Source organism: Actinokineospora spheciospongiae (genome assembly GCF_000564855.1).
GTDB classification, from domain to species: Bacteria; Actinomycetota; Actinomycetes; order Mycobacteriales; family Pseudonocardiaceae; genus Actinokineospora; species Actinokineospora spheciospongiae.
Genome location: NZ_AYXG01000039.1, coordinates 63,864 through 89,097, shown reverse-complemented (window position 1 = coordinate 89,097; position 25,234 = coordinate 63,864). Strand labels below are relative to the sequence as shown.

At 74.9% G+C, this 25,234-nt stretch carries 26 protein-coding genes; 12 read left to right on the top strand and 14 right to left on the bottom strand.

The annotated features are described in order from the left end of the window. A complete protein-coding gene (locus tag UO65_RS04975) occupies positions 1-654 on the bottom strand; it encodes an FMN-dependent NADH-azoreductase (RefSeq protein ID WP_035279142.1) in 654 nt (217 codons plus the stop codon). A gap of 101 nt (positions 655-755) precedes the next feature. Between UO65_RS04975 and UO65_RS04970 the strand changes: the two genes are divergently transcribed. Continuing rightward, entirely contained in the window at positions 756-1,241 is a 486-nt protein-coding gene (locus UO65_RS04970; RefSeq protein WP_035279139.1) for a MarR family winged helix-turn-helix transcriptional regulator, read from the top strand. A gap of 257 nt (positions 1,242-1,498) precedes the next feature. Continuing rightward, a complete protein-coding gene (locus UO65_RS37215) occupies positions 1,499-2,143 on the top strand; it encodes a hypothetical protein (RefSeq protein ID WP_035279136.1) in 645 nt (214 codons plus the stop codon). A 46-nt stretch (positions 2,144-2,189) separates the two neighbouring features. Here the strand turns inward: UO65_RS37215 and UO65_RS04960 are convergent, their stop codons facing one another. From UO65_RS04960 to UO65_RS04950, 3 genes are all read right to left on the bottom strand, one after another. Beyond that, the gene (locus UO65_RS04960; RefSeq protein WP_052020749.1) at positions 2,190-3,302 is read right to left on the bottom strand and encodes a serine hydrolase domain-containing protein; all 1,113 of its coding nucleotides are present in this window, start codon (positions 3,300-3,302) and stop codon (positions 2,190-2,192) included. A 78-nt stretch (positions 3,303-3,380) separates the two neighbouring features. After that, positions 3,381-4,241, bottom strand: a complete 861-nt coding sequence (locus tag UO65_RS04955) for a DMT family transporter (RefSeq protein WP_052020748.1) — start codon at positions 4,239-4,241, stop codon at positions 3,381-3,383. 130 nt (positions 4,242-4,371) lie between these two features. Beyond that, positions 4,372-4,863 (bottom strand): SRPBCC family protein, encoded by a 492-nt coding sequence (locus tag UO65_RS04950; protein WP_035279134.1) that lies wholly within the window; start codon positions 4,861-4,863, stop codon positions 4,372-4,374. 55 nt (positions 4,864-4,918) lie between these two features. Between UO65_RS04950 and UO65_RS04945 the strand changes: the two genes are divergently transcribed. Continuing rightward, positions 4,919-5,944, top strand: coding sequence for an LLM class flavin-dependent oxidoreductase (locus UO65_RS04945; protein WP_035279132.1), 1,026 nt, complete (start codon positions 4,919-4,921; stop codon positions 5,942-5,944). Between the two features lie 2 nt (positions 5,945-5,946). Continuing rightward, positions 5,947-6,513 carry a TetR/AcrR family transcriptional regulator gene (locus tag UO65_RS04940; RefSeq protein ID WP_233427445.1) on the top strand — a complete coding sequence of 189 codons (567 nt, stop codon included), beginning with the start codon at positions 5,947-5,949 and terminating at the stop codon, positions 6,511-6,513. Between the two features lie 36 nt (positions 6,514-6,549). Here UO65_RS04940 and UO65_RS04935 read toward each other — a convergent pair whose 3' ends face one another. Continuing rightward, positions 6,550-7,359: an LLM class flavin-dependent oxidoreductase gene (locus UO65_RS04935; RefSeq protein ID WP_233427444.1), complete on the bottom strand. Its 810-nt coding sequence runs from the start codon at positions 7,357-7,359 to the stop codon at positions 6,550-6,552. A gap of 296 nt (positions 7,360-7,655) precedes the next feature. Continuing rightward, a complete protein-coding gene (locus UO65_RS04930; protein ID WP_035279131.1) occupies positions 7,656-7,955 on the bottom strand; it encodes a DUF1540 domain-containing protein in 300 nt (99 codons plus the stop codon). Positions 7,956-8,350: 395 nt separating this feature from the next. Between UO65_RS04930 and UO65_RS04925 the strand changes: the two genes are divergently transcribed. Then, complete coding sequence (locus UO65_RS04925) at positions 8,351-9,154, top strand: isocitrate lyase/PEP mutase family protein (RefSeq protein WP_035279129.1); 804 nt, start codon at positions 8,351-8,353, stop codon at positions 9,152-9,154. Positions 9,155-9,199: 45 nt separating this feature from the next. Here the strand turns inward: UO65_RS04925 and UO65_RS04920 are convergent, their stop codons facing one another. Further along, a complete protein-coding gene (locus tag UO65_RS04920; RefSeq protein WP_063935885.1) occupies positions 9,200-10,420 on the bottom strand; it encodes an alpha-amylase family glycosyl hydrolase in 1,221 nt (406 codons plus the stop codon). A gap of 160 nt (positions 10,421-10,580) precedes the next feature. Between UO65_RS04920 and UO65_RS04915 the strand changes: the two genes are divergently transcribed. Together UO65_RS04915 and UO65_RS04910 are read left to right on the top strand one after the other, a co-directional pair. Beyond that, positions 10,581-11,321 (top strand): SDR family oxidoreductase, encoded by a 741-nt coding sequence (locus UO65_RS04915; protein ID WP_035279127.1) that lies wholly within the window; start codon positions 10,581-10,583, stop codon positions 11,319-11,321. Then, complete coding sequence (locus tag UO65_RS04910; protein ID WP_200873309.1) at positions 11,303-11,734, top strand: hypothetical protein; 432 nt, start codon at positions 11,303-11,305, stop codon at positions 11,732-11,734. Before UO65_RS04915 ends, UO65_RS04910 begins: the two co-directional genes overlap by 19 nt. Positions 11,735-11,932: 198 nt before the next feature. Here UO65_RS04910 and UO65_RS04905 read toward each other — a convergent pair whose 3' ends face one another. Next, positions 11,933-12,847 carry an alpha/beta hydrolase family protein gene (locus tag UO65_RS04905; protein ID WP_035279125.1) on the bottom strand — a complete coding sequence of 305 codons (915 nt, stop codon included), beginning with the start codon at positions 12,845-12,847 and terminating at the stop codon, positions 11,933-11,935. A 138-nt stretch (positions 12,848-12,985) separates the two neighbouring features. Here UO65_RS04905 and UO65_RS04900 point away from each other — a divergent pair, with 138 nt between their 5' ends. Both UO65_RS04900 and UO65_RS04895 read left to right on the top strand, forming a co-directional pair. Further along, positions 12,986-13,579 (top strand): TetR/AcrR family transcriptional regulator, encoded by a 594-nt coding sequence (locus tag UO65_RS04900; RefSeq protein WP_035279123.1) that lies wholly within the window; start codon positions 12,986-12,988, stop codon positions 13,577-13,579. 37 nt (positions 13,580-13,616) lie between these two features. Continuing rightward, positions 13,617-14,048: a protein-tyrosine phosphatase family protein gene (locus tag UO65_RS04895; protein ID WP_035279121.1), complete on the top strand. Its 432-nt coding sequence runs from the start codon at positions 13,617-13,619 to the stop codon at positions 14,046-14,048. 6 nt (positions 14,049-14,054) lie between these two features. Here the strand turns inward: UO65_RS04895 and UO65_RS04890 are convergent, their stop codons facing one another. From UO65_RS04890 to UO65_RS04875, 4 genes are all read right to left on the bottom strand, one after another. Further along, positions 14,055-15,683 (bottom strand): hypothetical protein, encoded by a 1,629-nt coding sequence (locus tag UO65_RS04890; RefSeq protein WP_052020747.1) that lies wholly within the window; start codon positions 15,681-15,683, stop codon positions 14,055-14,057. A gap of 235 nt (positions 15,684-15,918) precedes the next feature. Next, positions 15,919-18,015: an alkaline phosphatase family protein gene (locus UO65_RS04885; protein WP_035279118.1), complete on the bottom strand. Its 2,097-nt coding sequence runs from the start codon at positions 18,013-18,015 to the stop codon at positions 15,919-15,921. Next, positions 18,005-18,613: a DedA family protein gene (locus UO65_RS04880; protein ID WP_324608951.1), complete on the bottom strand. Its 609-nt coding sequence runs from the start codon at positions 18,611-18,613 to the stop codon at positions 18,005-18,007. Before UO65_RS04880 ends, UO65_RS04885 begins: the two co-directional genes overlap by 11 nt. Before the next feature lie 395 nt (positions 18,614-19,008). After that, entirely contained in the window at positions 19,009-19,806 is a 798-nt protein-coding gene (locus tag UO65_RS04875; RefSeq protein ID WP_035279117.1) for an MBL fold metallo-hydrolase, read from the bottom strand. Between the two features lie 135 nt (positions 19,807-19,941). On the opposite strand from UO65_RS04875, the gene UO65_RS04870 reads away from it, so the two are divergent. Next, positions 19,942-20,598, top strand: coding sequence for a carbohydrate kinase family protein (locus tag UO65_RS04870; RefSeq protein ID WP_052020746.1), 657 nt, complete (start codon positions 19,942-19,944; stop codon positions 20,596-20,598). Positions 20,599-20,705: 107 nt separating this feature from the next. Then, positions 20,706-22,730, top strand: a complete 2,025-nt coding sequence (locus tag UO65_RS04865) for a trehalose-6-phosphate synthase (RefSeq protein ID WP_052020745.1) — start codon at positions 20,706-20,708, stop codon at positions 22,728-22,730. Here UO65_RS04865 and UO65_RS04860 read toward each other — a convergent pair. Continuing rightward, a complete protein-coding gene (locus tag UO65_RS04860) occupies positions 22,717-23,457 on the bottom strand; it encodes a PP2C family protein-serine/threonine phosphatase (protein WP_233427443.1) in 741 nt (246 codons plus the stop codon). The two genes, UO65_RS04865 and UO65_RS04860, sit on opposite strands and share 14 nt — an antisense overlap. A gap of 276 nt (positions 23,458-23,733) precedes the next feature. After that, on the bottom strand, positions 23,734-24,195 hold the full coding sequence (locus UO65_RS04855; RefSeq protein ID WP_035279116.1) for an SRPBCC family protein: 462 nt from the start codon (positions 24,193-24,195) through the stop codon (positions 23,734-23,736). 75 nt (positions 24,196-24,270) lie between these two features. Here UO65_RS04855 and UO65_RS04850 point away from each other — a divergent pair, with 75 nt between their 5' ends. Then, a complete protein-coding gene (locus UO65_RS04850; protein ID WP_035279115.1) occupies positions 24,271-25,134 on the top strand; it encodes an ADP-ribosylglycohydrolase family protein in 864 nt (287 codons plus the stop codon). Positions 25,135-25,234 lie beyond the last annotated feature (100 nt).

Below are 25,234 nucleotides of genomic sequence, written 5' to 3'. Positions count from 1 at the left end.
TCAGACGGAGGCGGCGGCGCGCTCGCCGAAGGACCTGCCGGTGGCGGTGGCCAGCTCGTGCGCGGCGGCCGCGGACTCCTTGGCCAGCGGGATCAGCTCGGCCATGGCCGGGTTGACCTCGGCCAGGGTCAGCTCGGCGGCCACCACGGTGACCTCCGCGCCCCAGACGTCGCGCAGGATGCGCACCAGGTAAGGGGTGGCGTGGTCCCAGCCCGCGCGCGGGGTGCCCTCGCCGTAGCCGCCGCCGCGGGCGACGACCAGGGCGACGGACCTGCCCGCCAGCGGCTGGGTGCCCGGGCCGAAGCGCGGGTCGAGGATCAGCAGGTCGATCCACGCCTTGAGGTGCTGCGACACCCCGAAGTTGTACAGCGAGGTGGCGATGACCACCGCGTCGGCGGCGGCGAGCTGGTCGGCGCTCGCGGTCACCTCGGCGAGCGCGGCGGTCTGCTCGGCGGTGCGCTGGTCCTCCGGGGTCTGCCCGGCACCCAGGGCGGTGGCCCAGGTGCTCGCGCCGAGCGGGTCGGCCCCCAGGTCGCGCCGCACGACCTCGGCGCCGGGGTGCACCTCGCGCCAGCCCGCCTCCAGCGAGTCGGCGACGGCGCGGCTGACCGAGCCCTCCTGGCGGATGCTGCTGTCGAGCCGGAACAGGCCCATGTCCACTCCAAGGTTGCGATGCGGATTAGATGTTCTGTTTTACAGACTATCGTCTCCACAGACCATACCCTTCGGCGGGTCCCCTCCCGTAGGATGGGACCGTGCACACCCCCGCCGTCGAAGCCGATCTCGGCTGGGCTCTGGGCTCGGTCTTCCGCGGGTACCTGCGCGCCACCGGCGAAGCGCTGGCCGGGCTGCCCGGCGGCCCCCGCGGCTACCAGGTGCTGACCTCCGCCGAACAGGGCGAACCCTCCAGCCAACTGGCCCTGGCCCACCGGCTCGGCGTGGACCGCACGGTGATGACCTACCTGATCGACGACCTGGAGCGCTCCGGCCTCGTCGAGCGGCGACCCGACCCGGCCGACCGCCGGGCCCGCCTGCTCTCGGCCACCGCGGCGGGCCGGGCCCGCCTCGCCGAGGCCACCGAGGCGCTGCGCCGGGCGGAAGACCACGTGCTGGCCCCGCTCAACCCCGCCGAACGCGACCAGTTGCGGGACCTGCTGCGCAAGCTCGCCACCGAGGCGCCCGGGGAGAACGCCTGCCGGGTCGTGGCGGACGTGGCCGCGCTGGAGGGCGGTTCCTGCTAGGTCATCCCCGTCTGCCCGCTCCGAACCCGTTGCGCGGGAACACGTCCGACTTCCCGTCTGTTTCCAGTGGAGTGTCGAGTTCGACGGTTGTGTCCTTTTGGGATCATCGAGCCGGGGTGTGGGCATGGCGGTGCGGGTGGGTGGTCGGGAGATCACCAACCGGGCCGGTTCCCCGAAATCGAGGCGGGGTCGGTAACGCGTGGCGGGGGCTGCCGATGTAGGGGGGCATACACCGCACGTCCGTCTGGAGTGGTCACATGCAGAACCCATCGGCCGAGCAGGCCATGATGTCGGGCGAGGTGGCCGTGTCGGTCGCCGAGGAGCAGTACCGGGGTGTGCTCCCGCGCCGCCGGGCCGCCCGGTGGCGCGCGTTCTCCGGTTTCCGCCGCCCGGTTGTCGTCACGGGTCTGCTCGTTGCCGTGGTCGCCCTCGTCACCGCCTGTTCGGGTGGTGGCGACGCGCGTGGCGGCGGTGCGGCCGGGATTTCCGTGGCCGCGTCGACCTCCGCCATGCCGACCTCCACCACCGCGGCGCCCACGACGACCACCACCACGACCACGACCACGGTGGCCCCGCCGCCCCCGGTCCCCACGACCGTCGCCGCCCCGGTCGCCGTGCCCCCGGTGCAGCCGCCCGTGACGGTGGCCAAGCCCGCCACCACGACCAAGAAGCCCGCCACCACGACCAAGCGCACCACCGCGGCCGCGCCGCCGCCTGCCGAGAAGGCCGCTCCGGCGTCGAAATGCGACCCGAACTACAGCGGCTGCGTGCCGGTGGCCTCCGACGTCGACTGCGCGGGTGGCAGCGGCAACGGTCCGGCCTACGTGCAGGGACCGGTGCGGGTCACCGGGAGCGACATCTACGGGCTCGACAACGACAACGACGGCCTGGGCTGCGAATGACGGTCCCGGCGCCGACCGCCCGGGGGCGGTCGGCGCCGGTCGTCGCTCACCCGCACAGGGCGTGGTTGACCAGGTCCCGCTGCGCCTGTGACGCGGCGGCGCTGTCGGCCACGACCGGGGTGTTGTTGATCGCGATCGACACCGCCCGCTCGCCGTCGCCCACGGTCAGCGTGGTGTAGCCGGCGATCTGTCCGGAGTGGCCCCAGACCTGGCCGCAGTCGGTGCTGTAGCGCTGCAGGCCCAGGCCGTAGTTGGGGAGGCCGGGGCCGGGTGCCACGTCGCGCATCTGCGCCAGCAGGGTGGGGGACACCAGTTCCCCGCTGAACAGGGCGTTGAGGAACGCGGTCAGGTCCTCCCCGGTGGAGACCAGTCCGCCCGCGGCGCCCCAGACGGTGGGCTCGTAGCCGGTGACGTCGGCGAAGGCCATGCCGCCCACCGACAGGTAGCCGTGGGAGGCGGGGGCGGGCAGTGCCTTCTGGCCCGGGGCGGGCAGGAACGTCGAGGGCATGCCGACCCGGTCCAGCACCCGTTCCTTGATGGCGGTGCGCAGGTCCTGGCCGGTCAGCTTCTCCACCAGCATGCCCAGCACCGTGTAGCCGGTGTTGGAGTAGGCGCCGCCCTGGCCGGGGGCGAACTGCGCGCCCTTGCCGGTGCCCTCGTCCACCAGCCGCTGCGGGGTGGGTGGGGTGATCTGCCAGGTGGGGTTGAGCAGCAGCACGGCGGTCTGCAGGTAGTCGCCGCCGACGAAGCCGAGGTAGTCGGGGATGCCGGAGCGGTGTTCGAGCAGGTGCCGCACGGTGATCGCGTTCGGGTCGATGCCGGGACCGCGCACGACGCCGGGCAGCACCTGCTCGATCGGCGCGTCCAGGTCGAGCCTGCCCTCGTCGACCAGTTGCAACAGAACGGTGGCGACGAACATCTTCGTCTGGCTGCCGACGCGGAAGCGGGTGTGCTCGTCGGGGGCGACCCCGGTCAGCACGGCGGTGCGACCGCTGCCCCACCCGGCCACCGCGTCGCCGTCGCGGGTGGTGACCATCGCCCCGACCGAACCGGTCGCCACCCGGTAGGCGTTGAGCCGGTCCTGCTCCGCAGCCTGGGCGGGGGCGGCCGAGGCGCCGAGCAGGGCGCAGATCGCCGTGGTCACGAGCAGGCAGCGCACGGGGCCTCCAAGAAGGGTTTGCGAACACCGGTGTTCACAATCGTAGCGCGCGGGTGCTCCGGTTGTCACGGCACCGGATCACCCGGTGGCGGGGGAGGTCTCCGCGACGGCGGCGGGCGCCACGTCGCGGGCGCGGGCCAGGCGGGTGACCCCGAAGGCGGCGAGCGCCGCGCAGGCCACCGCCAGCACCACCAGCAACCCGTTGGTCGCCAGCTCCTCGCCCAGGAACACCACGCCGATCGCGGTGGCGCTCGCCGGGTTGACCAGGTTCGTCACCGCCAGCGGGGCACCCAGCCCGGCGCGGTAGGACTGCTGGGTGAGCACGGTGGCCGCGATGGCGAACGCGACGATGGCCACGACCGTCAGCAGCGTGCCCAGGCGCAGCAGGACCCCCGGGCCCCCGCTCTCCAGGTTGCGCACCACGGTCTGGCACAGCGCCGAGCACACCGCGAACGCGATGCCGCCCGCGACCGCCTCCCACAGCGGCGAGGCCCCCGGCCTGCTGCCCTTGACGCCCAGCAGCGCGACCAGCACCATCGTGGCCAGCAGCAGCCCGGACAGCTCCGCGTTGGTCAGCGTGTCCGAGCGGCCCCCGGTGGTGATTAGCATGGTGAGACCGGCGAGGCCGACCACGGTGGCGCCCATGCCGACCGCCTCCAGCCGGGTGACCCGCCGGTGGCCTGCCGCTGCCGTCAGCGGCACCGCGATGACCAGGGTGAGCACGCCCAGCGGCTGGATCAGCGACAGCGGCCCGAAGTTCAGCGACAGCACGTGCAGCCCGGCGCCCGCCACGTTGAGCAGTTGCGCCAGCCACCACACCGGCACCTTCAGCAGCTCCCGCACCGACAGGTGCGCAACCCGGGCCTGGATCAGCGCGGCCGAGGCGTAGACGACGGCGACCACGACGCACAGCGCGATCGTGATGAACAGGTCATTCATGAGTCGCGGCCGCCCCAGTCTCCCGCTCGGCCGACCCCCACGTCGACCCGATGTCGCTATCGACGGCCACAGTAACGCCTCACCCGCTGTGACCGGGCGATTCCGGCGCAACTCCCGGGTGGACGGTGCCTCAGCCGCCCAGCTCGGCGCGAATCCCGGCCAGGTTCGCGCGGATGCCCGCCTCCCACTCCCCGAGCCGGTGGGCGATGATCCTGCCCTCCTTGTCCGGCATCGAGGCGATGACCGCCGTCAGCCCCGACGGGTCCGGCCCCATCCGCCCCCACTGCCGCACCAGGACCGCCCCGCGCCCCGGGTCCACCTCGAAACCCCAGGTGGCGATCGTCGACCCGGCGGCGGTCACCCGCCAGACCCACCGCCGCCCGTCCTCCACCTCCACGACCACCGACTCCGTGGACCACTCGCCCATCCGCGGGTGCCGGTTGTGCCCGACGAACCGGTTGCCCACCGCCACCCGGTCCGCGTCGCCCACCCAGGCCACCGACTGGAGTTCCGGGGAGTGGCGGGCGGGCAGGTCGATGTCGGTGACCAGCGCCCACGCGGCCTCCGGGGTGGTCTCGATCCGCTCGGTGACCTCGACGGTCGGGCAGTCCCGGTAGCGCACGCCACACCTCCAGTCGTTAATATGTCATAGAGCATAGTACGGCGGAGGGGTGCGGATGAGGGTCGGCGTGCTGGTCGAACCGAGGCTCCCCGGGGCCGCGGAGTTCGCGGTGGAGGCCGAACGCCTCGGGGTGGACTCCCTCTGGGTGGCCGAGGTGTGGGGCTACGACGCCCTGACCGGTCTGGCCTACCTCGCCGCCAAGACGGAGACGATCGGCCTGGGCACCTTCGTCGTGCAGTTGGGCTCGCGCAGCCCCGCCCTGCTCGCCACCTCCGCGCTGAGCCTGCAAGCCCTCTCCGGTGGCCGCTTCTCCCTCGGGGTGGGCGTGTCCGGCCCGCGGGTCATGGAGGGCTGGCACGGGGTGCCGTTCCGCAAACCCGTGCAGACCACCCGCGAGACCATCGAGATCATCCGCACCGTCAGCGGCGGCCACCGCCTCGAACACGCCGGTGAGGTCTACCCGCTGCCCCTGCCCGGCGGCCGGGGCAGACCCCTCACCCCCATGGTCGAACCCGCCCACGTGCCGGTCTACGTCGCCGCCATGGGCCCGGCCAACCTCCGCCTCACCGGCGAGGCCGCCGACGGCTGGCTCGGCAACGCGTTCATCCCCGAATCCGCCGAGGTCTTCCTCGACCCCCTGGCCGAGGGCGCCCGCGCCGCGAGCCGCTGCCTCGACGCGCTCGACCTGGTCGCTCCGGTCGCCGTCTCCTTCGCCGACACCGCCGAGCAGGCCGCGCAACTGGGCCGCAAGCACGCCAACGGCTACGCCTTCACCATCGGCGCCATGGGCTCGGGCCCGGACAACTATTACAACCGCGCCTTCGCCCGCCTGGGCTTCGCCGACGAGGTCGCCGAGGTCGCCGCCCTCTGGCAGCGGGGCAGGCGCGCCGAAGCCGCCGCCGCCGTCCCCCTGGAACTGGGCACCATGACCAACCTCGTCGGCCTCCCCGACACCGTCGCCGACCGCGTCACCCGCTACCGCGACGCCGGGATCACCACCCTGCTGGCCAAGGTGGACGGAACCTTCGAGGAACAGGCCCGCACCCTCGCCACCCTCCTCGACATCACCGGCCGGAGCTGATCGTGTCCCCCCGAGGCACCCGCGACCGGATGATCGACAGCGCCATCGTCCTCATGCGCGAACGCGGCGCCGCCGCGGTGAGCATCGACGCCGTGCTGACCCACTCCGGGGCACCGCGCGGGTCGGTGTACCACCACTTCCCCGGCGGGCGCGACGAACTGATCCTCGCCGCCGGGCGGCGGGCGGCCGACGTCATCAGCGGGCTGATCTCGCAGGCCGCCGAGGCCGGGGACGCGCGGGCGGCGGTCGAGCGCATCGCGGCGTTCTGGAAGAAGGTGCTCGTCGCGGGCGGGTTCCGGGCCGGGTGCCCCATCGTGGCCCTGGCCGTGGACGCCCGGGCGGACCTGCCCGAGGCCGAGGCGGTGGTCCGGGAGGCGTTCGAGCGGTGGCAGGGGCTGCTGCGCGAGGCGATCGAGGCTGCCGGGGTGCGGACCGAGGAGGCCGACGAGCTGGCGGCGCTGGTGCTGGCGGCCATCGAGGGAGCGGTGGTGCTGTGCCGCGGCAAGCGGAGCGTGGAACCGCTCGACGTCGTCACCCGGCGGCTCGTGGGGTTGCTGCCAGAGGGGTGATCGGAGCTGTGGACACCCCAGGCTCCACGCGCGGGTTCAGCGGCAGGCCAGCCGCTCGAGCACGGGGGCGAACGCGTCGGTGTTGCTGCCGTGCACGGCGAAGTAGGTGACACCGAGCCGGTCACGGCGACGGAGCAGTTCATCGGCCGTGGCGACAGGGTCTCCCCGTAGCAGGGACAGCGAATCCCGGGCCGACAATTCGGCTGTCGACGCGCCGAGCAGGTTCTCGGCCCACGGCTCCAGGCGGTCCTCGACCGCGAACACGGTCATGGCGAACTCGACCGGGCGGGTGCCCGCCGCGGCACGGATCTCACGCACCAGCGCCGCCACCTCGTCGCGGGTGGCCAGGGCTGGAGCGGCGACCATGACGATGTCGGCGATCTCCGCTGCCAGCGCGCGAGCCCGGGGGCCCGCGGCGGGGATCATCACCGGAGTGTGTTCCTCGCCGTCCGACTCCCGCAGCGCGGCGACGGTGGCGGCCACCCGCTCCAACGCGCTGCCCTCGTGCGCGAGCCCCAGCTCCCGCGCTGCCGCGCGCGTCCCCGGGTTGCCGATCCCGATGCCGAACTCGAACCGCCGCCCGGTCAGCACCGACAGGCTGTGGGCCTCCCGTGCCGCCATGCGCGGCACGCGAAGCGCGCCGGACATCACCAGGGTGCCCAGTCGCAACCGCTGCGTGAGACCCGCGGCCATCCCCAGCGACACCGCGGGAGCAGGCATGTGCAGGTTGTCCGCGGTCAGCAGGGTGTCGTAGCCGAGGTCCTCCGCCCGGCGCACCACCGTCCGCCACTGCTGTGCGTCGCGGGGGTTGGCCACCATGCCGAACCGCAACCTGCCCTCTGCCACCGCAGTCCTTCCCCGTGTGGTCCGAACCCCGGACCGCACAGCGATCGAACGCCCGGACCGGCGAACGTGCAGCGGCGAACGTAGTGCCACAGCGCCGACACCACGACCGAATATCGCTCGAACCCACTGGGACGTGTGCTTCGGTCGCCGGTGTTTTCGCGGGGGTGGCCGCCGGTTCGCTCGCGGGAGGCCCCGAGGGCGCTTGAGCGCCCGAGGAGCCCGCGCGGGGTCCTCGGGCGCTCGTCGGTGCGCTGGCCGCCCGGTCTGCGCTCGCCGACGCGGCTCCGGGCGGGTGTTCAGTTGGTGGTGTAGGTGAGGCAGTTGGCGTCGTGGGCGCCCTGGCCGGGGCCGACGCGGACACCGGAGGCGGTGCACTCCAGGTTGGCGTTGAACTTGCAGTCGACGCGGGAACAGGCCCCGACCTGGGCGACGACCTTGTCCAGGCCGCCCTTGCGGGCCAGCGGGACGAAGGTGCCGCAGTCGGCGGCGCCGTTGTTGCCGCCGACGGTGATGGCGAAGGCGTGGCAGCCGTCGTGGTTGTACGAGCAGCCGGTGACGGTGCACTCGTTGACGGCGGGCATCTCGGTGGTGGTCATGGCTTCTCCTGTGGTGGGAGTCGGCAGTCCTCGCGGCCTGGCCACCGGGTGGTTCGCCCGGCGGTGCTTCGACGGTCCCACCGGTCCCGGGAGGTCGCAACAGGGGGGCGATTAGGTGAGGCTAACCTAGAAACCGTTGTGCTGGGCCGGATTCGGTGTGTCGCAAGAGGATTGGAGAGGGGAGGGGCCGCCAGGGTGCGCCAGGGTTGACCCGTCCGTGGAGGGGGCGCGGGTGGGCTCCGCGCCGACCGCGCGGCCTGCGGCGGGGCTGGGCGGCACCCGGTTGCGGCTAGGATCGGGCGCCGACGCGGGGGGCGGTGGCTCGGCCCACCCGCGCGCCCGGCCCGAGTCGGCTCGGGTCCCGATGACCTCCCCTACCCCGTGCTGGAGCAGACATGAGCGAGTGGCAGAACAAGGCGGCGGCGTTCCGGGCGCTGCACGACGACGGTGTGCTGGTGCTCCCCAACGCGTGGGACGCGGGCAGCGCCGTCGCCGTCGTGCGGGCCGGGGCGGCGGCCGTGGCGACCAGCAGTGCCGGGGTCTCGTGGTCGTTGGGCAGGCCGGACGGGCACGGGGTGAGCGGGGCGGACATGGTCGAGGCCGTGCGGCGCATCGCCGGGGCCGTCCAGGTCCCGGTCACCGCCGACGTCGAGGGCGGCTACGAGGACGTGGCCGCCACCGTGCGGGGCGTCGTCGACGCGGGTGCCGTGGGGGTGAACCTGGAGGACCCCCTCTCCGGCACCGAGCTGCGCGCCGCTGCCGCGCAGGCTGATCTGATCCGCGTCGCCCGCGCCGCGGGCGGGGCTGACCTGTGGATCAACGCCCGCACCGACGTGTACCTGCTCGGCATCGGCGAACCCGGCGGTCGGTTCGACGAGGTGGTCAGCCGGGGGCGGGTCTACGCCGACGCGGGGGCCGACTCGTTCTTCGTGCCGGGGTTGCTGGACCTGGAGGTGCTGGCGGCGCTCACCGCCGCGGTTCCGCTGCCGGTCAACGCACTCGCCGGACCCGGGGCCCCCGGCATCGCCGAGTTGGGCGCCGCGGGGGTGCGCCGGGTCAGCCTCGGCGCCGCTGTGAGCAAGGCCGTTTTCGGGTTGGTCCACCGGGCGACGCGGGAGGTGCTGGCCGAGGGGACCTACGGCGCGTTGGCGGATGCGATGGACTACGACGCGGTGAACGGGCTGTTCGACCGGTCGTGAGCCCGCCTGCTCGTGCGACCGGTGGGTTCGGGACCCGGGCGTGGGTCAGCGTCGGGCGATGCGCCAGCCGAAGGGGCCGAGGTGGTCGGCGGGTTCGCCCGCCACGGCCTCGGTGCCCGCCGCCCTGACGGTGCCGGGGCCGTAGTTGAGGGTGACCACCAGGGCGTTGTCGCCGGAGGTGGATTCGTAGGTCAGGTGTTCGTGGGTGGTTTCGGTGATCCTGGTGCGGGCGGTGTGGAGCCAGGGGTGGCGCCTGCGCAGGCCGATGAGGTCCTGGTGCAGGCGCAGGACGGCCGGGTCGCTGCCGGGGAACGGGTCCTCGGGGGTGGCGGGGAACTCCGGGCGGATCGCGTCGTCGCCGCCGTGGCGGTCCTCTTTGACCGCGTGCAGGCCCAGTTCGTCGCCCGCGTAGACGGCGGGGGTGCCCGCGGTGGTGAACAGGACGACCAGGGCGTGGGGGAGGTGGTGTGGGTCGGTGAGCTTCGCGGCGATGCGGGTGACGTCGTGGTTGCCCACGAACGTCGCCGGGACGAAGGTGTCGAGGAAGCCGTCGTGGCGGGTCAGGGCCCAGGCCAGTTCGTGGGGGTTGCCGTCGTTGAGGCTCGACCACACCGCCTTCCACAGCTCGTACTGGGTGACGCTGTCCACTGTGGACTTGGTGGTGAAGTCGGCGTAGTCGCCGTGGATGACCTCGGCGACGAACCAGGCGCCGGGGTGGCGGGCGCGGACCCGGGGCAGCACGTCGGCCCAGAAGTCGGGGGGCGTGGCGTAGGCGGCGTCGAGGCGCCAGGCGTCGGCGCCCCGGTCCAGCCAGTGGGCCAGCACGGCGGTGACGTGGTCGCGGACCTCCGGGTTGGCGTGGTCGAGGGTCAGCAGGCCCTCGTGCCCCTCGAAGGTGTGCCCGGGCCGCAGCCACCCCGGGTGACCGAACCCCGGGCCCACGTGGTTGAACACCCCGTCGAGCAGGACCCGCAGACCGCGCTGCCGGGCCTCGGTGACCAGGGTGTCGAAGTCCTGGTCGTCGCCCAGGCGGGGGTCGACGCGGAAGTGGTCGGTGGTGTCGTAGCCGTGGCTGGTGGAGGCGAACACCGGGCCGAGGGCGATGCCGGAGGCGCCGAGCCGCACCGCGTGGTCCAGCCAGGGCAGCAGCCGCAGCAGCCGGTGCTCGTGCGGTCCCGGCGCCGGGTCGGCCGGGTACGCGCCGGTCATCCCCAGCGGGTACCCGTGCCACCAGATCGCGTGCCGCACCCAGTCCGGCTCACCCACGCCCGATCCCTCCCTCGACACCGCTGCGCGCCCAGCATCCCGCCCCGCCGGGGCCGCCGCCATCGCAACCGCCCCGCTGACCTGCCGGAAGCGCCCGGTGTCACATCCCGGCCGCCTGCCTCGTCCTGGGAGTGGAACTCGACGGACGGGAAGGTGCGACATGCGGATCGCGGTGGCGGGTGGGACGGGGGCTGTCGGGGCCCCGGTGGTCGAGGCGGCGCGGGCGGCGGGGCACGAGCCGGTGGTGATCGCCCGGTCGGCCGGGGTGGACCTGGTGACCGGGGAAGGGCTGGCAGCGGCCCTGGACGGGGTCGAGGCGGTGATCGACGTCAGCAGCGTGACCACCACCAGCGCCGCGGAGTCGGTGGCGTTCTTCGAGCAGGCCACCACGCGGCTGCTGCGGGCCGGGGCCGACGCCGGGGTGCGCCACCACGTGGTGCTCTCCATCGTCGGCTGCGACCGGGTGGACCTGGGCTACTACCTGGGCAAGCGGCGGCAGGAGGAGCTGGTGCTGGCCGGGCCGGTGCCCGCCACCGTCCTGCGCGCCACCCAGTTCCACGAGTTCGCCGAGCAGGTGCTGCGCCGCACCGCGTTCGGGCCGGTGGTGCTGGCCCCGCGGATGCGCAGCAAGCCGATCGCCGCCAGGGAGGTCGCGGCGGCGCTGGTGGCGGCGGCCGAGGCCGAACCGGTGGGGCGGGCACCGGACCTGGCGGGACCGCAGGAGCGGGACGTGCCCGCGATGATCCGGCAGGTGCAACGCGCTCGCGGTGGGCACCGGCTCGTGCTGTCCATCCGGCCCCCGGGCAAGCTCGGCGCCCAGTTGTCCGGCGGCGGCCTCCTGCCCACCGGACCCGGCCCGCTCGGGGTGGAGACCTTCGACGAGTGGCTGGCGCGCTCGTGACCGCCACCGCCCAACGCGTCCTGCTGCTGGTGCTCGCGGTCGTGGCGGCGTTCATCGGCGGGTGGGCCTACTTCGCCGCGGAGGGCTGGTACGCGACGTTCCCCGGGTTGGGGATGAGCTGGCTGCCCCGGCTGGGCCCCTACAACCAGCACCTGGTCAAGGACGTCGGCTCCTTCTACCTCGGGTTCGCGGCCCTGAGCGTCGCCGCCGCGTGGCGACCGCGCACCACCGCCCTGGTCGCCGCGACGGGGCTGGCGTGGGTGGTGTTCAGCGTGCCGCACCTGGTCTACCACCTCCAGCACCTGGACATGTACGACGGTGTGGACCGGGTGTTGAACGTGGTGAGCCTGAGCGCGTTCGTCGTCGCCGGTGCCCTGCTCCTGGTGCGGCCCCGGCCCGAGCCCGACCGCTGAGGGCGGGCCGTCGACCGGTCAGGCCGACGCGGTGACGAGTTCGGCGGCGGCCCAGCGGGCCACACCGGTGGGGTACGGCGAGGCCGTCCACCGAGTGGTCCCGGTGGTCGACCTGCATGGGGGCGGTCATGACGCCGAAGCTGGGCATGGTGCCGCAGGGCCTTTCCGGTGTTCTGGGATGTCGGGCTTCCCGGGGCGTCACTTGGATTCGACCCGGCCCAAGGGATTCGTGCTCTCCGCCAGTTCGGCGCGGGCCGCGGCGAAGCCGGTGTCCCCGGGGTACAGCGCGCTGCGGAGGAAAGCCGAGGTGAGCCGCTGGACCAGCGCGACCCGCTCGGGGCTCTCGTCGGTCGTCTCCGTGGCGGCGTAGCCGGTGATGCCACCGAGGGAGTGCTCCGCCCCGAACAGGGTGAGCAGGCTCTTGGGCCCCGGGCTCAGGGAGTACGGGTCGGTGAACCACTCCGGCCCCCGGGTGGTCAGGGCGGACTGGTCCGCGTCCCCGGCGACCACCAGGGCGGGCGTGGTCATGCCCGCGAAGCCCGGGTTCATGAAGGGGAACTGCTCGGCGGCGAACGGTGCCAGGTCGGCGCCCCCCGTGCCCGGCGCGGCGAGCAGCACACCGGCCGTGATCCGCGGGTCGGACAGGTCCTCGCCCGGCACGCCGTCGGCGTCGAGGACCCGCGCGCCCAGCAGCGTGCTCGCCGTCTGGGCGCCCCAGGAGTGCCCGGCGGCGGCGACGCGGCTCCGGTCGAGGCGCCCGGCGAGGCCGGGGACGGCGGCTTCGACGACGTCCAACTGGTCGACGACCCGGGTCAGGTCCTCGACCCGGGTGCGCCAGATGTCGGGGTGGCGGGGGTCGTCGGGTGCGAGGTCCAGCGTCCGCGAGTCGAGGTGGGTGGGCTGGACGACCACGAAACCGTGGGCGGCCCAGAAGTCGACCAGCGGGGCGTAGCCGTCCAACGACTCGCCGAAGCCGTGCGAGAAGACGATGACGGGCAGTTCGCCGCCGGTCGCCGGGGCCGACACCCGCACGTGCAGGTCGGTGCCGCGGCCCGGGGCCGCCAGCGCCACCGGGCGCAGCGAGAGGACGGGTGTGCTGACGAGGTCTTGCACGGGATCTCCTTGACGGGTGGGGGTGAGTGGTGACGGGACGGGCGGTCTGACATGATGGTCAAACGGATCGCCGTTCCGCTACTGAACATACGGATCAATGTTCCGTTTGGCAAGCCGAGTGATGGGGGCGACAGGCCAGTGGCCGACACCGACAGCGGACCGGGCTCGTCCGCGCCCAGGAAGCGGGCCGATGCCCGGCGCAACGAGCAGGCGCTGCTGGAAGCGGCCGCCGCGACGTTCGTCGCCTCCGGCGTCGACGCGCCCGTGCGCGACATCGCCGCCGCGGCGGGCGTCGGCATCGCCACGATCTACCGGCACTTCCCGACGCGGGCCGACCTCGTCGTCGCCGTCTACCGCCACCAGGTCGAAGCGTGCGCCGCGGCGGCACCCGACCTGCTCGCGACCAGCGGCTCACCGCACACCGCCCTGGCCGGGTGGATCGATCTCTTCGTCGACTTCCTGGTCACCAAGCACGGCCTCGCCGAAGCGCTGCGGTCCGACGACCCCACCTCCACGACCCTGCACGCCCACTTCCTCGACCGCCTCGTGCCCGTCTGCGCCGGACTGCTCGACGCCGCGGTCGGGGCGGGCGAGATCCGCTCCGACATCCAGGCCCTGGAGCTGATGTTCGGCGTCGGCAACCTCTGCATCGGCGCGGGCAAGGACCCCCGGTACGACGCCCGTCGCATGGTCGGGGTCCTCCTGGCCGGGCTGCGCCTGCCCCGGGGGTGATGGCCCGGGTGTCGGTGGTGGGCTCTAGCCTGGCGTGATGTCGACCTGGGATGCCGATGCCGAGGGAGTGCTGCGGCTGCCCTCCGGCCGCCTCGTGCGCGGGCGCGGCCTGCGCCACCCGCTGCCCGCCGGTCCCGAACCCCACTTCGCCCTGCACCTGCGGGGGCGCAGGCCGCCGGAGTTCGCGTGGGAGACCCGGTGGGTCCGGTGGCCGGACTTCTGGCTGCCCCTGGACCGCCCGGGCTTCGTCGCCGACCTGCGCGAGCTGTTGCGCCGCGCCGACACCGAGCGCGTCGAGGTGGCCTGCGGTGGCGGCAACGGGCGCACCGGCACGGCCCTGGCCTGCCTGGCGGTCCTGGACGGGGTCGCACCCGGGGACGCGGTGGCCCACGTCCGCGCCCACTACCGAAAGCACGCCGTGGAGACGCCCTGGCAGCGGCGCCTCGTGGAGGGCTTCCGCGCGGGCTGAGCGGGCTCAGGCGTCCGGGCGGCCGAGCACCCGGTGGAAGGTGCCGTCGAGGTGGACCAGGACGTCGCCCGCCCCGGGGCCGACGACCACGCGGAAGCCCGCCAGGCCGCCGGTCCGGGGGACGTCGGGGCGGGGCAGGGCGGTGATGCCACCGCCGACCACGAGCCCGTCCGGGGTGGTCACCAGGGCGCAGGTGCCCGCCCGCCCGGCGAGGTCGGCCCAGCCCGCGACCACGGTGTCCGCGGTGAGGGCCGGGGCGTCGACCACGCCGTCGGCGCGGGGCAGGTCGCGGGTGCGGGCCGGGTCGACGCGGTCGCCGAGTTCCAGGTTCGCGCAGCCCAGGGTGTGGGTGCCGTCGAAGGGGTACATGCCCAGGGCCTTGGCGGCGGGGAGCACGGCGGGTTGGACCTGGAGGGCGGCCAGTGCCCGGGTGCTCTCCATGCGCAGGGCCACCGGGACCACGCCGAGGGGCGCGTGGGAGTTGCGCACGGCCCCGGCCTTCGCGGTTCCGGTCACGAAGGTGATCGCGACCAGGGCCGCGGCGAGCGGAACCGCCACCCGCCCCGGCACCGGCCGCCGCCGGACCAGCAGGGCGATGAGGGCGCAGGTCGCCAGGACACCCGCCAGGGCGTAGCGGCTGATCAGGCCCGCGTTGCCACCCGGTGCGGCCGGGGTGGTCCGCCCCAGCCCGATGAGCACGGCCACCGCCACCGCGTACGCCGCCAACCCCACCCACCCGGCGTCCGCGACGGTCTCCGCGCTGCCGCGCCGCCGTGCCGCCGCGACCCCCAGCCCGACGAGCACCGCCCCCACGGCCGCGCCCACCACCACCGCGACCGCGGGGGTGGCCGAGGTCCACACGCTCCCGAGCACCGCCGTGACGACCTTCGCCCGCGCCACCGGCGCGAACCCCGAACCGGCCATCGACTGCGCTTCCGGCGGCCGGGTCGCCAACCACCCCGCGACCACCACGACCCCCACGGCCGCGGGCACCACGACCCGCCACCACCGCTCCCGCCGCAACCACAGCACCAGGGCCACGGCGAACCACACCGGCATCGCCGCCCCGAACGACACCGCGCCCACCGCGGCGGCGGCGAGGGCGAACCCCACCCGCCCGTGGTGCGCGGCCACGACCGCCAGCACCGACAGCACCACCGCGGGGACCCAGCTCATGCCGTTCGTGGCCTGCACCCACAGCTCCGCCAGGTGCGGGGTGCAGACCAGGAACGCGAACACCGCCACGACCGCCGCCCGCGCGACCCCGCTGACCGCCAGCATCGACCGCATCGCCACCAGGGCGACGACGAGCAACCCGACGGTCAGCAGGGTCAGCACCCGGTTGTCCCCGCCGAACCACGCGGCGTCGCCGTAGAACAGCAGGGACGGCAGGACGAACGGCTGCTCCAGGTGGTAGCTCCACAGTGGACCGAACTCCAGGGAACCGGAGTCCGACGTGACCTTCGCCAGCACGTGCCAGTAGTCCAGCAGCACGTTGACCCGCGTCGTCCGCACGGACTCCCAGGCCGCCAGGAGCACCGGCGCGGCTGCCAGGAGCCCGAGCGCCACCACCCACCGCCGCTGCTGTTCCCGCTCCCGCACCACCGGTTCCGCGGCGCGCTCGGCCACCACCATCGACCTCCCCAGTTCGGAGGGTGATGGTACTGAGCTGCATTCACCTGCTCGTGTACGCCCGATGTGGTGAAACTTGTGCGGTCAGTACTGTTTGTCGCCCACTTTTTCGTCGATGCGGCCGGTGTGACCGATCATCGGTCGGTCGGTTCGGCGGCGGGTCGGGCTGTCCTGTCCGGCCGGAGTCGGCGGCGTCCGGGCGCGAACCGTGAGTGAGCGGTCTCGTTCTCCGCCGACTTCACCCGGGCGGGACAGGGGCGGTCCGGGCTCCGGTGTCGGCTTGGCCCGGTTCGGGGTGGCCCAGGCCGGTGAGCCAGTCGCGGACCACCCGGTGCAGGTGCTCGGCGCCGATGATCTCGCCGGGCGGTGGGAACTCCGCCGGGTGCACCAGGAAGCCGCGGGACTGGCCGCCGCCGAGGCCGCCGTGCGAGCCGACGTGGACCTCGAACGGGGAGGCCTCGTCGGTGGCCGGGCTGTAGCGGCTGTTGATCAGGATGTCGGGGCAGTGGGCGAAGCCGTCGGTGCGGCGGATGAGGTCCGCCGCGTGCGGGCCGTAGTGCGCCAGCGGGTCCGCGCCGCGCACGGTGTCGTCGGACAGGTGGCGGATGCCGTCGCGGCCGAGGACCAGGGGGCCGGATTCGGCGCTGCGCACCAGCATGAACCCCACCCCGGGGTGGTCGACCAGGGTGGGCAGCAGGTCGGGGAACAGGCGCTCGACGGTCTCCACGTCCACCCGGCCCTCGACGTCGGTGAACGACACCATCGCCACGTGCCCGGACACCACCACGACCACCCCGGGCGCCGCCCTGGTCACCGCCGCGGGCCTGCCCTGCTCGGTGCGGTGCCGGTCGGGGGCCGCCGCCCGGGCCGCCCGGGCCCGCAGCGCGCTCGCGATCGGACCGGAGCCGGTGGACGCCTCGGCGACCGCGGCCCCCAGTTGCCAGCCCTCCGCCGGTGAGCGGCGCGGTCCGCGCCCGGACCGCGGCTCCCCGCACAGCCTGCCGACCAGTTGCTCGATCGACTCGCCGAAGCGGTTGGTGAACGCCTCGCCCTGGGTCACCCCGTGGTCGGAGAGCACCACCAGGTGGTAGCGGCGCGGGGCCAGCCGGGCCGCGCGGTGCAGCCTGCCGATCTGCTGGTCGATCGAGCGCAGCACCGCCAGCGCGTCGAACCGCTCGATGCCGGTGTGGTGGGCGACCTCGTCGTAGCCCAGGAAGTCCGCGTACACCACCGGGCGACCCGCCAGCATGTCGCCGATCAGCGCGGACACGACCAGGTCGCGGACGATGACCGTGGTGCCCGCGCGGGCGAACGGGTAGAAGCCGCCGCGCCTGACCCGCGGTCGCACCCCGGCGCGGCGCTGGCGGGTGGAGGCGGACACCTCGCGCAGCACGTCGACCAGCGCCGAACCCAGGGTGCGCAACAGGTTCACCGGGTTGGCGAAGTAGGCGTAGTACCCGGCGCCGATGGTGTCGCGCGGGCGCCGGGTGAGGAACGGGACCGCGCTCATGGTCAGGCTGGTCTGCTCGGCGTCACCGGTGAACAGCCCGCCGCGGGCCGCGCCGCCGCCCGCGAGCAGACCGCGGCCGTCGGAGTGCCTGCGCTCGATCTCGGCGGCGTCGCCCGGGTGCGCGCACGCCATCACGTGGTCGCGGTCCTTCTCGTACCAGCGGAAGCCGAGGATGTCGTCGTTGGAGCCGTGCAGCAGCCCGCACACGCTCGCCCCGGTCTGCGAACTCCAGTCGCAGTGCCAGTCGGTGAGCACGTGGCTGCCGGTGGACAGCCAGCGCGCCAGGGTGGGCAGGTCGCCGTCGCGGACCGCCCGGCGCACGGTGTCGTGTCCCAGCCCGTCGATCTGGAGCAGCAGCACCCCCGGTGGCTCATCGGCGGGGGAGCGGTCACCGTCGCGGAACCGGCGGGCCGCGCGGCGGAAGAAGACCTCGTCCTCGTCGATCGCCAGGACGCTCGACGCCAGACCGGCCACGGCGGAAACCACGACCGCCACCAGCACCGCCGTGTGCAGGTTGCCGATCACCACGTACGGCACCGCCAGCGAGATCGCCAGCACGCCCGCGCCGAGCAGCAGGAACGAGCCCAGGCCGAGCAGCAGCACCAGGCCCGGCGGGACGAACCGCATGATCAGCGGCCAGACCACGGCGCTGAGCAGGCCGACCGCGGCGGCGAACACCGTCGGCTGCCACCACCGCGGCATGGCGAAGTCGGTCAGCCACAGGTCGAGCAGGTGCAGGCTGACCGCCACCAGCACCCACACCAGCAGCAGGCGGGCCACGACGCGCCCGCCCCGCACGAGGCTGCCGGTGGTGTCACGCGGCACCGCGCCGCTCCTCCCCGCGCCGCCGCAGCCGCTGGACCCCGCCGACGGCCAGGGTGAGCAGCAGGATCAGGGACGTGGCGACGACGGTCGCGACCAGCGGGTTGTCGAACAGCCCGCCGCTGAGCACGCCCAGCGCGGCGTAGGCCACCGCCCACAGCAGGCACGCGGCGGCCGCGGCGGGCACCAGCCGCCGCCACGGGTAGTCCAGGGCACCGGCGGCCAGCAGCACCGGGATGCGGCCCGCGGGCACCAGCCGCCCGACCACCACCAGCACCCAGCCGCGCGCGGTGAACCGCTCCCGCGCCCCCGCCAGCTTCTCCGGCGACTGGCGCCGCTCGAACCACCGGCTCAGCGCGCCGCGCCCGCCGCGGCCCGCGCCGAAGGTGACCAGGTCGCCCACCAGCGCGCCCAGGGTCGACAGCAGCACCACCAGCACGAGGTCGAGGTGCCCGCCGCTGACCGCGATCGCCGCGCCCGCGCCGACCACCGCCCCGGTCGGCACCACCGGCACCACCGACCCCAGCAGCACCCCGCCGAAGATCACCGGGTAGCCGAGGGAGGACGGGTTCGCCCAGTCCACGCCGAGGAACCCGCTCATCGCGGGTCCGGTGGCGGTATGTGGTCGGTGGGGTGGGTGATCGGGGCCGGGGTTGGTGTGCCGGTTCCGGTGGTGGGGTCGGGGGTGGTGGGGTGGGTGACCGGGACCCGGTTTGGTGTGGCGGGGTCGGGGGTGGTCAGGTTCGCCCGGTCCACGCCGAGGGAGCCGCTCATCGCGGGTCCGGTGGCGGTATGTGGTTGGTGGGGTGGGTGACCGGGACCGGGGTTGGTGTGCCGGTTCCGGGGGTGGTCGGTTTTGCCCGGTTCAGGGCGGGGATGCCGCTCATCGCGGGTCCGGCGGCGGTATGTGGTCGGTGGAGTGGGTGACCGGGACCGGGATTGGTGTGCCGGTTCCGGAGGTGGTCGGGTTTGCCCGGTCCAGGGCGGGGAAGTCGCTCATCGCGGGTCCGGCAGCGGCACGTCGTCGCCCGGTCGGGTCACCAGGACCCGGGTCGGCACACCGGTCCCGGCGACGGCGGCGGCGAACTCGTGCGGCGGGTCGTGCAGCAGCCGCCGCATCCGCCTGCCGTGCCCGCCGGGCAGCCGGGGCAGCCCGGCGAGCGCCAGCGTCCCCCAGTGCACCGGCACCGCCACCCCCGGCCGGACGCGCTCGACGGCGGTGGCCGCGCGCACCGGGTCGAGGTGCCCGGGCCCCAGCGTCGGACCCCACCCCCACACCGGCAGCAGCGCCACGTCCACCTCGCGCAGGTCGGCCATCCCCGGGAACAGGTCGGTGTCGCCCGCCGCGTAGACCCGCTGCCCGGCGCCGTCGATCAGGTGGCCCATGGCCCGGGCCTGCGGGCCCCGGGTGGACCGCGGCCCCCACCGGTGCCCAGAGTGCTCGGCGGGGACACCGGTGATCCGCAGGTCGCCGTGCTCCAGCTCCGCGCCCGGGGCCAGCTCGTCGACGTTGCGCACGCCCTTCGCCCGCAGCCAGTCGCCCGCCCCGCGCGGCACCACCACCCGCACGTGCGGGCTGAGCAGCCGCAGCGACGGCAGGTGCACGTGGTCGCCGTGCAGGTGCGACAGCAGCACCAGGTCCACGTCGGCGCGGTCGGCCGGGGTGCTGGGCGCGCTCACCCGCGCCAGCGCCGACACCCGGTCGGTGAGCACCGGGTCGGTCAGCACGACGTGCCCGGCCAGCTCCACCCGCACGGTGGAGTGCCCGACGAACCGCAAGGCGAGTGGACCCACCCGGCCAGTATCCCCACCGGAGCGGCCGGGGGCACTCCCGCGCCGCCGAGGGGCACCCCGGTTCACCCGTCCGGTTCCGGTCCTCCACCGGGGACCGCGCCCCGCCGCCCGGGTCCGGTCGCGCGGCGGGAAGGGTTGGACGGGAGCGGGTTCACCGCCGTCGACGGGCCGCAGCGCAACGTGACCGCCGTGCTGTCGGGTGCGGGGGACCGGGCGATGGTCAGCTACCGGGACCCGGCGGTGGAACCGCCCCTGGGGGAACTGGTGGCCGCCCACCGCCCGCGCGTGCTGCTGCTGCCCATCCTGCGCCACGGCGCCGGGGTGGCGCGGGCACTGGGGAGGGCGCGGGCGGCGGGGGCGCTGGTGTTCATGGACTGCCAGGACGTGCCGGTGGCGCTGGGGGCCGTGCGGGACGTCCTCGCCCAGGTGGACGTGTTCGCGCCCAACGCCGAGGAAGCGCTGCGGCTGACCGGGGCCTCCACCGTCGAGGACGCCGCGCGGGTGCTGGCGGAGGTGGTGGGGACGGTGGTGGTCAAGCGGGGCGCGGACGGCGCGTTGGCGTTGCGGGGCAAGGAGTTCTGCGCGCTGCCCGCGCCCGCGGTGGACGTCGTGGACACCACCGGCGCCGGGGACTGCTTCGACGCCGGGTTCGTGCACGGGCTGCTGGGCGGGGCCGACCTGCGCACGTGCCTCGCGCTGGCGGTCGCCTGCGGGTCGGCGTCGGTGACCGGGGTCGGCTCCAGCGCCGCGCCCACCCGCGCGCAGGCCGCCGAACGGGTGAGCGGCGGGTGATCGTCGTCGCACCACGGGTGGGCGGGCCCGGCGGTGTCCTAACGTGAAGCGGCTTCACCCGGGGGTCTTGTCCTGGTCACCGGGCGTTCGCTTGACTGGGGGCGACGATGCCGGTGCTGGTCACGGACCTGGACGGGACGCTGCTGGCCGGGACACCCGCCGAGCGCGCCGCGCTGCTGGCGGCGCTCACCCCGGACATCACCGTCGTGTTCGCCACCGGGCGCGGGCGGGCCTCCGTCGCCGAGGTGCTGCGCGACCCGCTCGTGCCCCGGCCCGCCTGGGTGATCGGCGACGTGGGCGCGACGGTGTACGACGGGTCCCTGCGGACCGTCCCCGAGGTGCAGGACCCGCTGCGCCGGGGGTGGCCGGGGGCGGCGCGCGTGCGGGCCGCGCTGCGCGGTTTTCCGTTGGCGTACCAGGAAGGCGTGCCGCAGGAGGGGCGCTGCTCCTACCTTGCCGAGGAGGTCACCGCCGAGCTGGTCGAGGCGGTCCGCGCGCTCGGGTGCGACCTGCTGCACTCCGGTGGCCGCTTCCTCGACGTGCTCCCGCGCGGGGTCGACAAGGGCGCCGCGCTGCGCGCCCTGGCCGCCCACCGGGGGTGGTCGATGACCGACGTCCTGGTGGCCGGTGACTCGCTCAACGACCTGTCGCTGTTCACCACCGGCGCGCGCGGTGTGGTCGTGGGCGGCGCCGAACCGGGCCTGACCGCCGCCGTCGGCCCCGGCGCCACGCACCGCCCCGGGCAGGCCGGGGCGGCGGCGATCCTCGCCGAACTGCGCGCCCTGGGCTGGGTCGACGACCGCGGGCCGCTGGTCGTCGGCTACCACCGGCCCCCGGTCGTGCCCACGCCGGGCGGGTGGCGCCCACCCGGCAGCCCCAACGGCATCCTGCCCACGCTGACCTCCCTGTTCGCCCAGGGCCTGGACGCGGTGTGGGCGACCACGGCCGTCCACACCCGCACCGACGACCACGGCACCGGCCTGCCGCTGGCGTTCCTGCCGCTGACCCGCGCCCAGTGGTCGGACTCCGTGCACCGCGCCTGCAAGGAAACCCTGTGGCCGGTCCTGGTGTCGCGCCCGGACCTGCTGCGGTTCGACGCGCGGGCGTGGTCGGTGCACCGCGGGGTCAGCGAGCGCTTCGCCGAGCACGTCAGCGCGCTCGCCCGGCCCGGGGCGGTGGTGTGGCTGCACGACTACAACCTCTGGCTCGTCCCCGGCCTGCTGCGCGCCGCCCGACCCGACCTGGTGGTGGGGCTGTTCCACCACACCCCGTTCCCGGAACCGGCCGTGTTCGACCGGCTCCCGGTGGCCGAGGAGGTCCGGGAGTCGCTGACCCGGTTGGACTGGGCGGGGTTCCACACCCGCGGTTTCGCCGAGAACTTCCGCCGCGCGGTCCCGGGCGGGCCCGCGGTCGGGGTGCACCCGCTGGGGATCGACCGGCCGCTGGTGGCGGACCTGGCCCGCGCGCACGCGCCGGACCGGACCCCGCGCCTGGTGCTGTCGGTGGAGCGCCTCGACTACGCCAAGGCGCCGGTGGCCAAGGTCGACGCGGTCGACGAGCTGCTGCGCCGCCGCCCGGACCTGCGCGGCGAACTGGTCTTCCGGCTGGTGTGCCCGCCGCCGGAACCGGGCGTCACCGCCTACGACACGACCGGGCGGGACCTCGCGCGCCGGGTCGCCGAGGTGAACCGGCGGTGGTCCACCGGCACCTGGCGGCCGGTGGAGCACCTGCCCGGCCTGCCGTTCCCGGAGGTCGTCCGCCAGTACGCCGCCGCCGACGTGTTCTGGGTGACCTCGCTGCGCGACGGCATGAACCTCACCGCCCTGGAGTTCGTCGCCGCCCAGGTCGCCACCGGCGGCACCGGCGTGCTCGTGCTGTCCCGGTGCGCGGGGGCCGCCGAACGCCTCGCCGCGGGCGCACTGCTCACCGACCCGGCGTCACCGGAGGACCTGGTGTCGACAGTGGAAACCGCGCTCGCACTGCCCGTGCGGGAGCGGCGGGCCCGCCTGCGCCGCCTCGGCGCCGCCGTCGGGCACACCCGGCCGATCGACTGGGCGGCGGACATCCTCGCCGCCACCACCGCGAGCCGCGCGCCCCGCCCTTCGTGGGCCGACGGGGTCAGCGCCTGCTGAGCTGCGGTGGGGTGCCCGCCGGGGCGTGGCGGTCCGCGCGGACCACGACCGCGGTGGCGTTGTCCTCGCCGCCCGCGGCTTCCGCGTCCGCCAGCAGGGTCGCCACCATCGCCTCCGGGGCGCCGGGGGAGCCCAGGACCTCCGCGATGCGGGTGTGCGGGACCTGCCCGGAGACGCCGTCGGAGCACAGCAGCAGGACGTCGCCGCCCGCCACGTCCAGCCGGAGCAGGTCCGGGGCCGGGCGGTCGAAGTGGCCGACGTAGCGGGTCAGGTGGCGGCGGGTCGGGTTGGTCGCGGGAGGACCGAACGGGGGCGGGCTGTGCACGGTGTCCAGCCAGGCCATGGTGTGGTCGGTGGTCAGCAGCTCCAGCAGGCCGCGGCGCAACCGGTACAGCCGCGAACCCCCGAGGTGCACCACCCAGAACCCGTCCGCGCACTCGGCCAGGGCGGTCAGCGCGCAGCCCGCGAAGGTGGTGTTCCCGGCGGCGTGCGTGGCGGCGCGCTCGTGGGCGGCGACCACGGCGGCGCGCAGCCCGTCCACGCCGCCACCCGCGTGCCCGATCAGCAGCTCCACCGCCGTGCGGCTCGCGTGGGCGCTGCCGGGGCTGGAGCCGAGGCCGTCGGCGACCACCGCCAGCAGCGGGCCCAGCCCCAGGTGCGCCACGTCGTGGTTGACCCGGCGGCGGCGACCGGTCCTGCTCCCGGCCGCCCCGCTCAGCGTGCTCACCTGCACGACGCCCCCCGTGGTTTTGTCGCGGGGTGTTCGCCCACCCGCCCGCGCGAGGTCGAAGAATACTAGGCATTCCGGACTTCGGAAGGCGGGGTCCGGTATATCACTCGATCCGTGCATTCGGGGCCGGGTGCAGGGGTTTTCCGCTGCACGGTGGGTGACGGGAATGATCTCGGAAAGCGAATTCGCCGACCCGGCCGGTTCGATTCTTCCGGATTTACCGGGCTGTTTGGGAATCCTTGACCACCGCGGAATCGCGGCGTCGCCGCCCGGTCAGCCGCGGGGTTCGACCAGGGCGGCGAGGTTGGCCAGGGCCATCCGGGTCCCCGCCTCGTTGTCGGCGGGGGCGACGCTGTCGGGGAGTCCTTCGTGGACGATCGTGACCACGGTGGCGCCGCCCGACTCGGCCAGGCTGGTCGTCATCGTCATCACCCCGGCCAGGTCCGGGTCGTCGGTCTCGAACTCCAGCACCTCCACCACCCGCTCGCCGGGCACCAGCTCGGCGAAGTGCCCGCGGTAGGTGTCGGTGCCCGACGACGACTTGCCCGTCCCGTCCGGCACGTCGTAGGTCAGCGACACCCGGAAGGCGCCGCCCTCGCGGGCGTCGAACCCGTGCACGTGCCCGGTCATCCCGTCCGGCACGCGCCACCGCGCGACCGCGGCGGGGTCCAGCAGCGCCCGGTAGACCGCCGCGCGCGGTGCGTTGACCACCCGCGAAACCCGAGTCGAGTGCACGCGCCGACCGTACCGGTCCCGGGCGGACCGGAAAAGCGGGTGCGCGCGGGGCGGGGCGCGGCGCACCCTCTGCCCGTGACCGGACCTCCCGCCGCCCTCGACTCCCTGCGCGGCCTGGCGCTGGGCGACCGCTTCGGGCAGACCTGGTTCCGGCCGCTGGGCGACCTGCCGTCCCGCCGGGTCGCGCCGGTCCCCTGGCCGTGGACCGACGACACCGCGATGGCCCTGGTGCTGCACCGGGTGCTCGTCGAGCACGGGGAGGTCGACCGGGACGCGCTGGCGGCCGGGTTCGCCGCCGCCTACGCCCGCGACCCCCACCGCCACTACGGGGCATCGATGCACGACGTCCTCGCCGCCCTCGGCGCCGGGGTGCCGTGGCGCGCGGCCGCGGGGGCGGCGTTCGGCGGCGCGGGCTCGTGGGGCAACGGCGCGGCCATGCGGGTCGCCCCGCTGGGCGCCTGGTTCGCCGACGATCTCGACCGCGTGGCCGCGGCGGCGGTGCGGTCGGCCGAGGTCACCCACGCCCACCCGGAGGGGGCCGCCGGGGCGGTCGCGGTCGCCTTGGCCGCCGCCGTCGCCGCCGGTCGCGACACCCCCGGGGAGGGGTTGATCCCGGCTGTGCTGGAGCGGGTGCCCGCCGGGCGGGTGCGCGACGGGCTGCTGCGGGCGGCCCGCGTCGGCTTCGGCACCGACCCGCGCAACGCGGGCGGGACGCTGGGCACCGGCCGCCGGATCTCCGCCGCGGACACGGTCCCGTTCGCGCTGTGGTGCGCCGCCCGGCACCTCGACGACCTCGTCGAGGCGCTGTGGGCCACCGCCGCGGCGGGCGGTGACGTCGACACGACCTGCGCCGTCGTCGGCGGTGTCGTCGCCGCCCGCACCGGGCTCGACGACGTTCCCGCCGACTGGCTCGACCGGTGCGAACCGGTCGGACCGTGAGGCCGGGGCGCGGTCGCGCCCGGTGATCCGGCAGCGGAACCCGGAGAGCAGTTTCATCACGACGGGGTAACGGGCGTAACCCCGGTCGGCGGCGGAACGA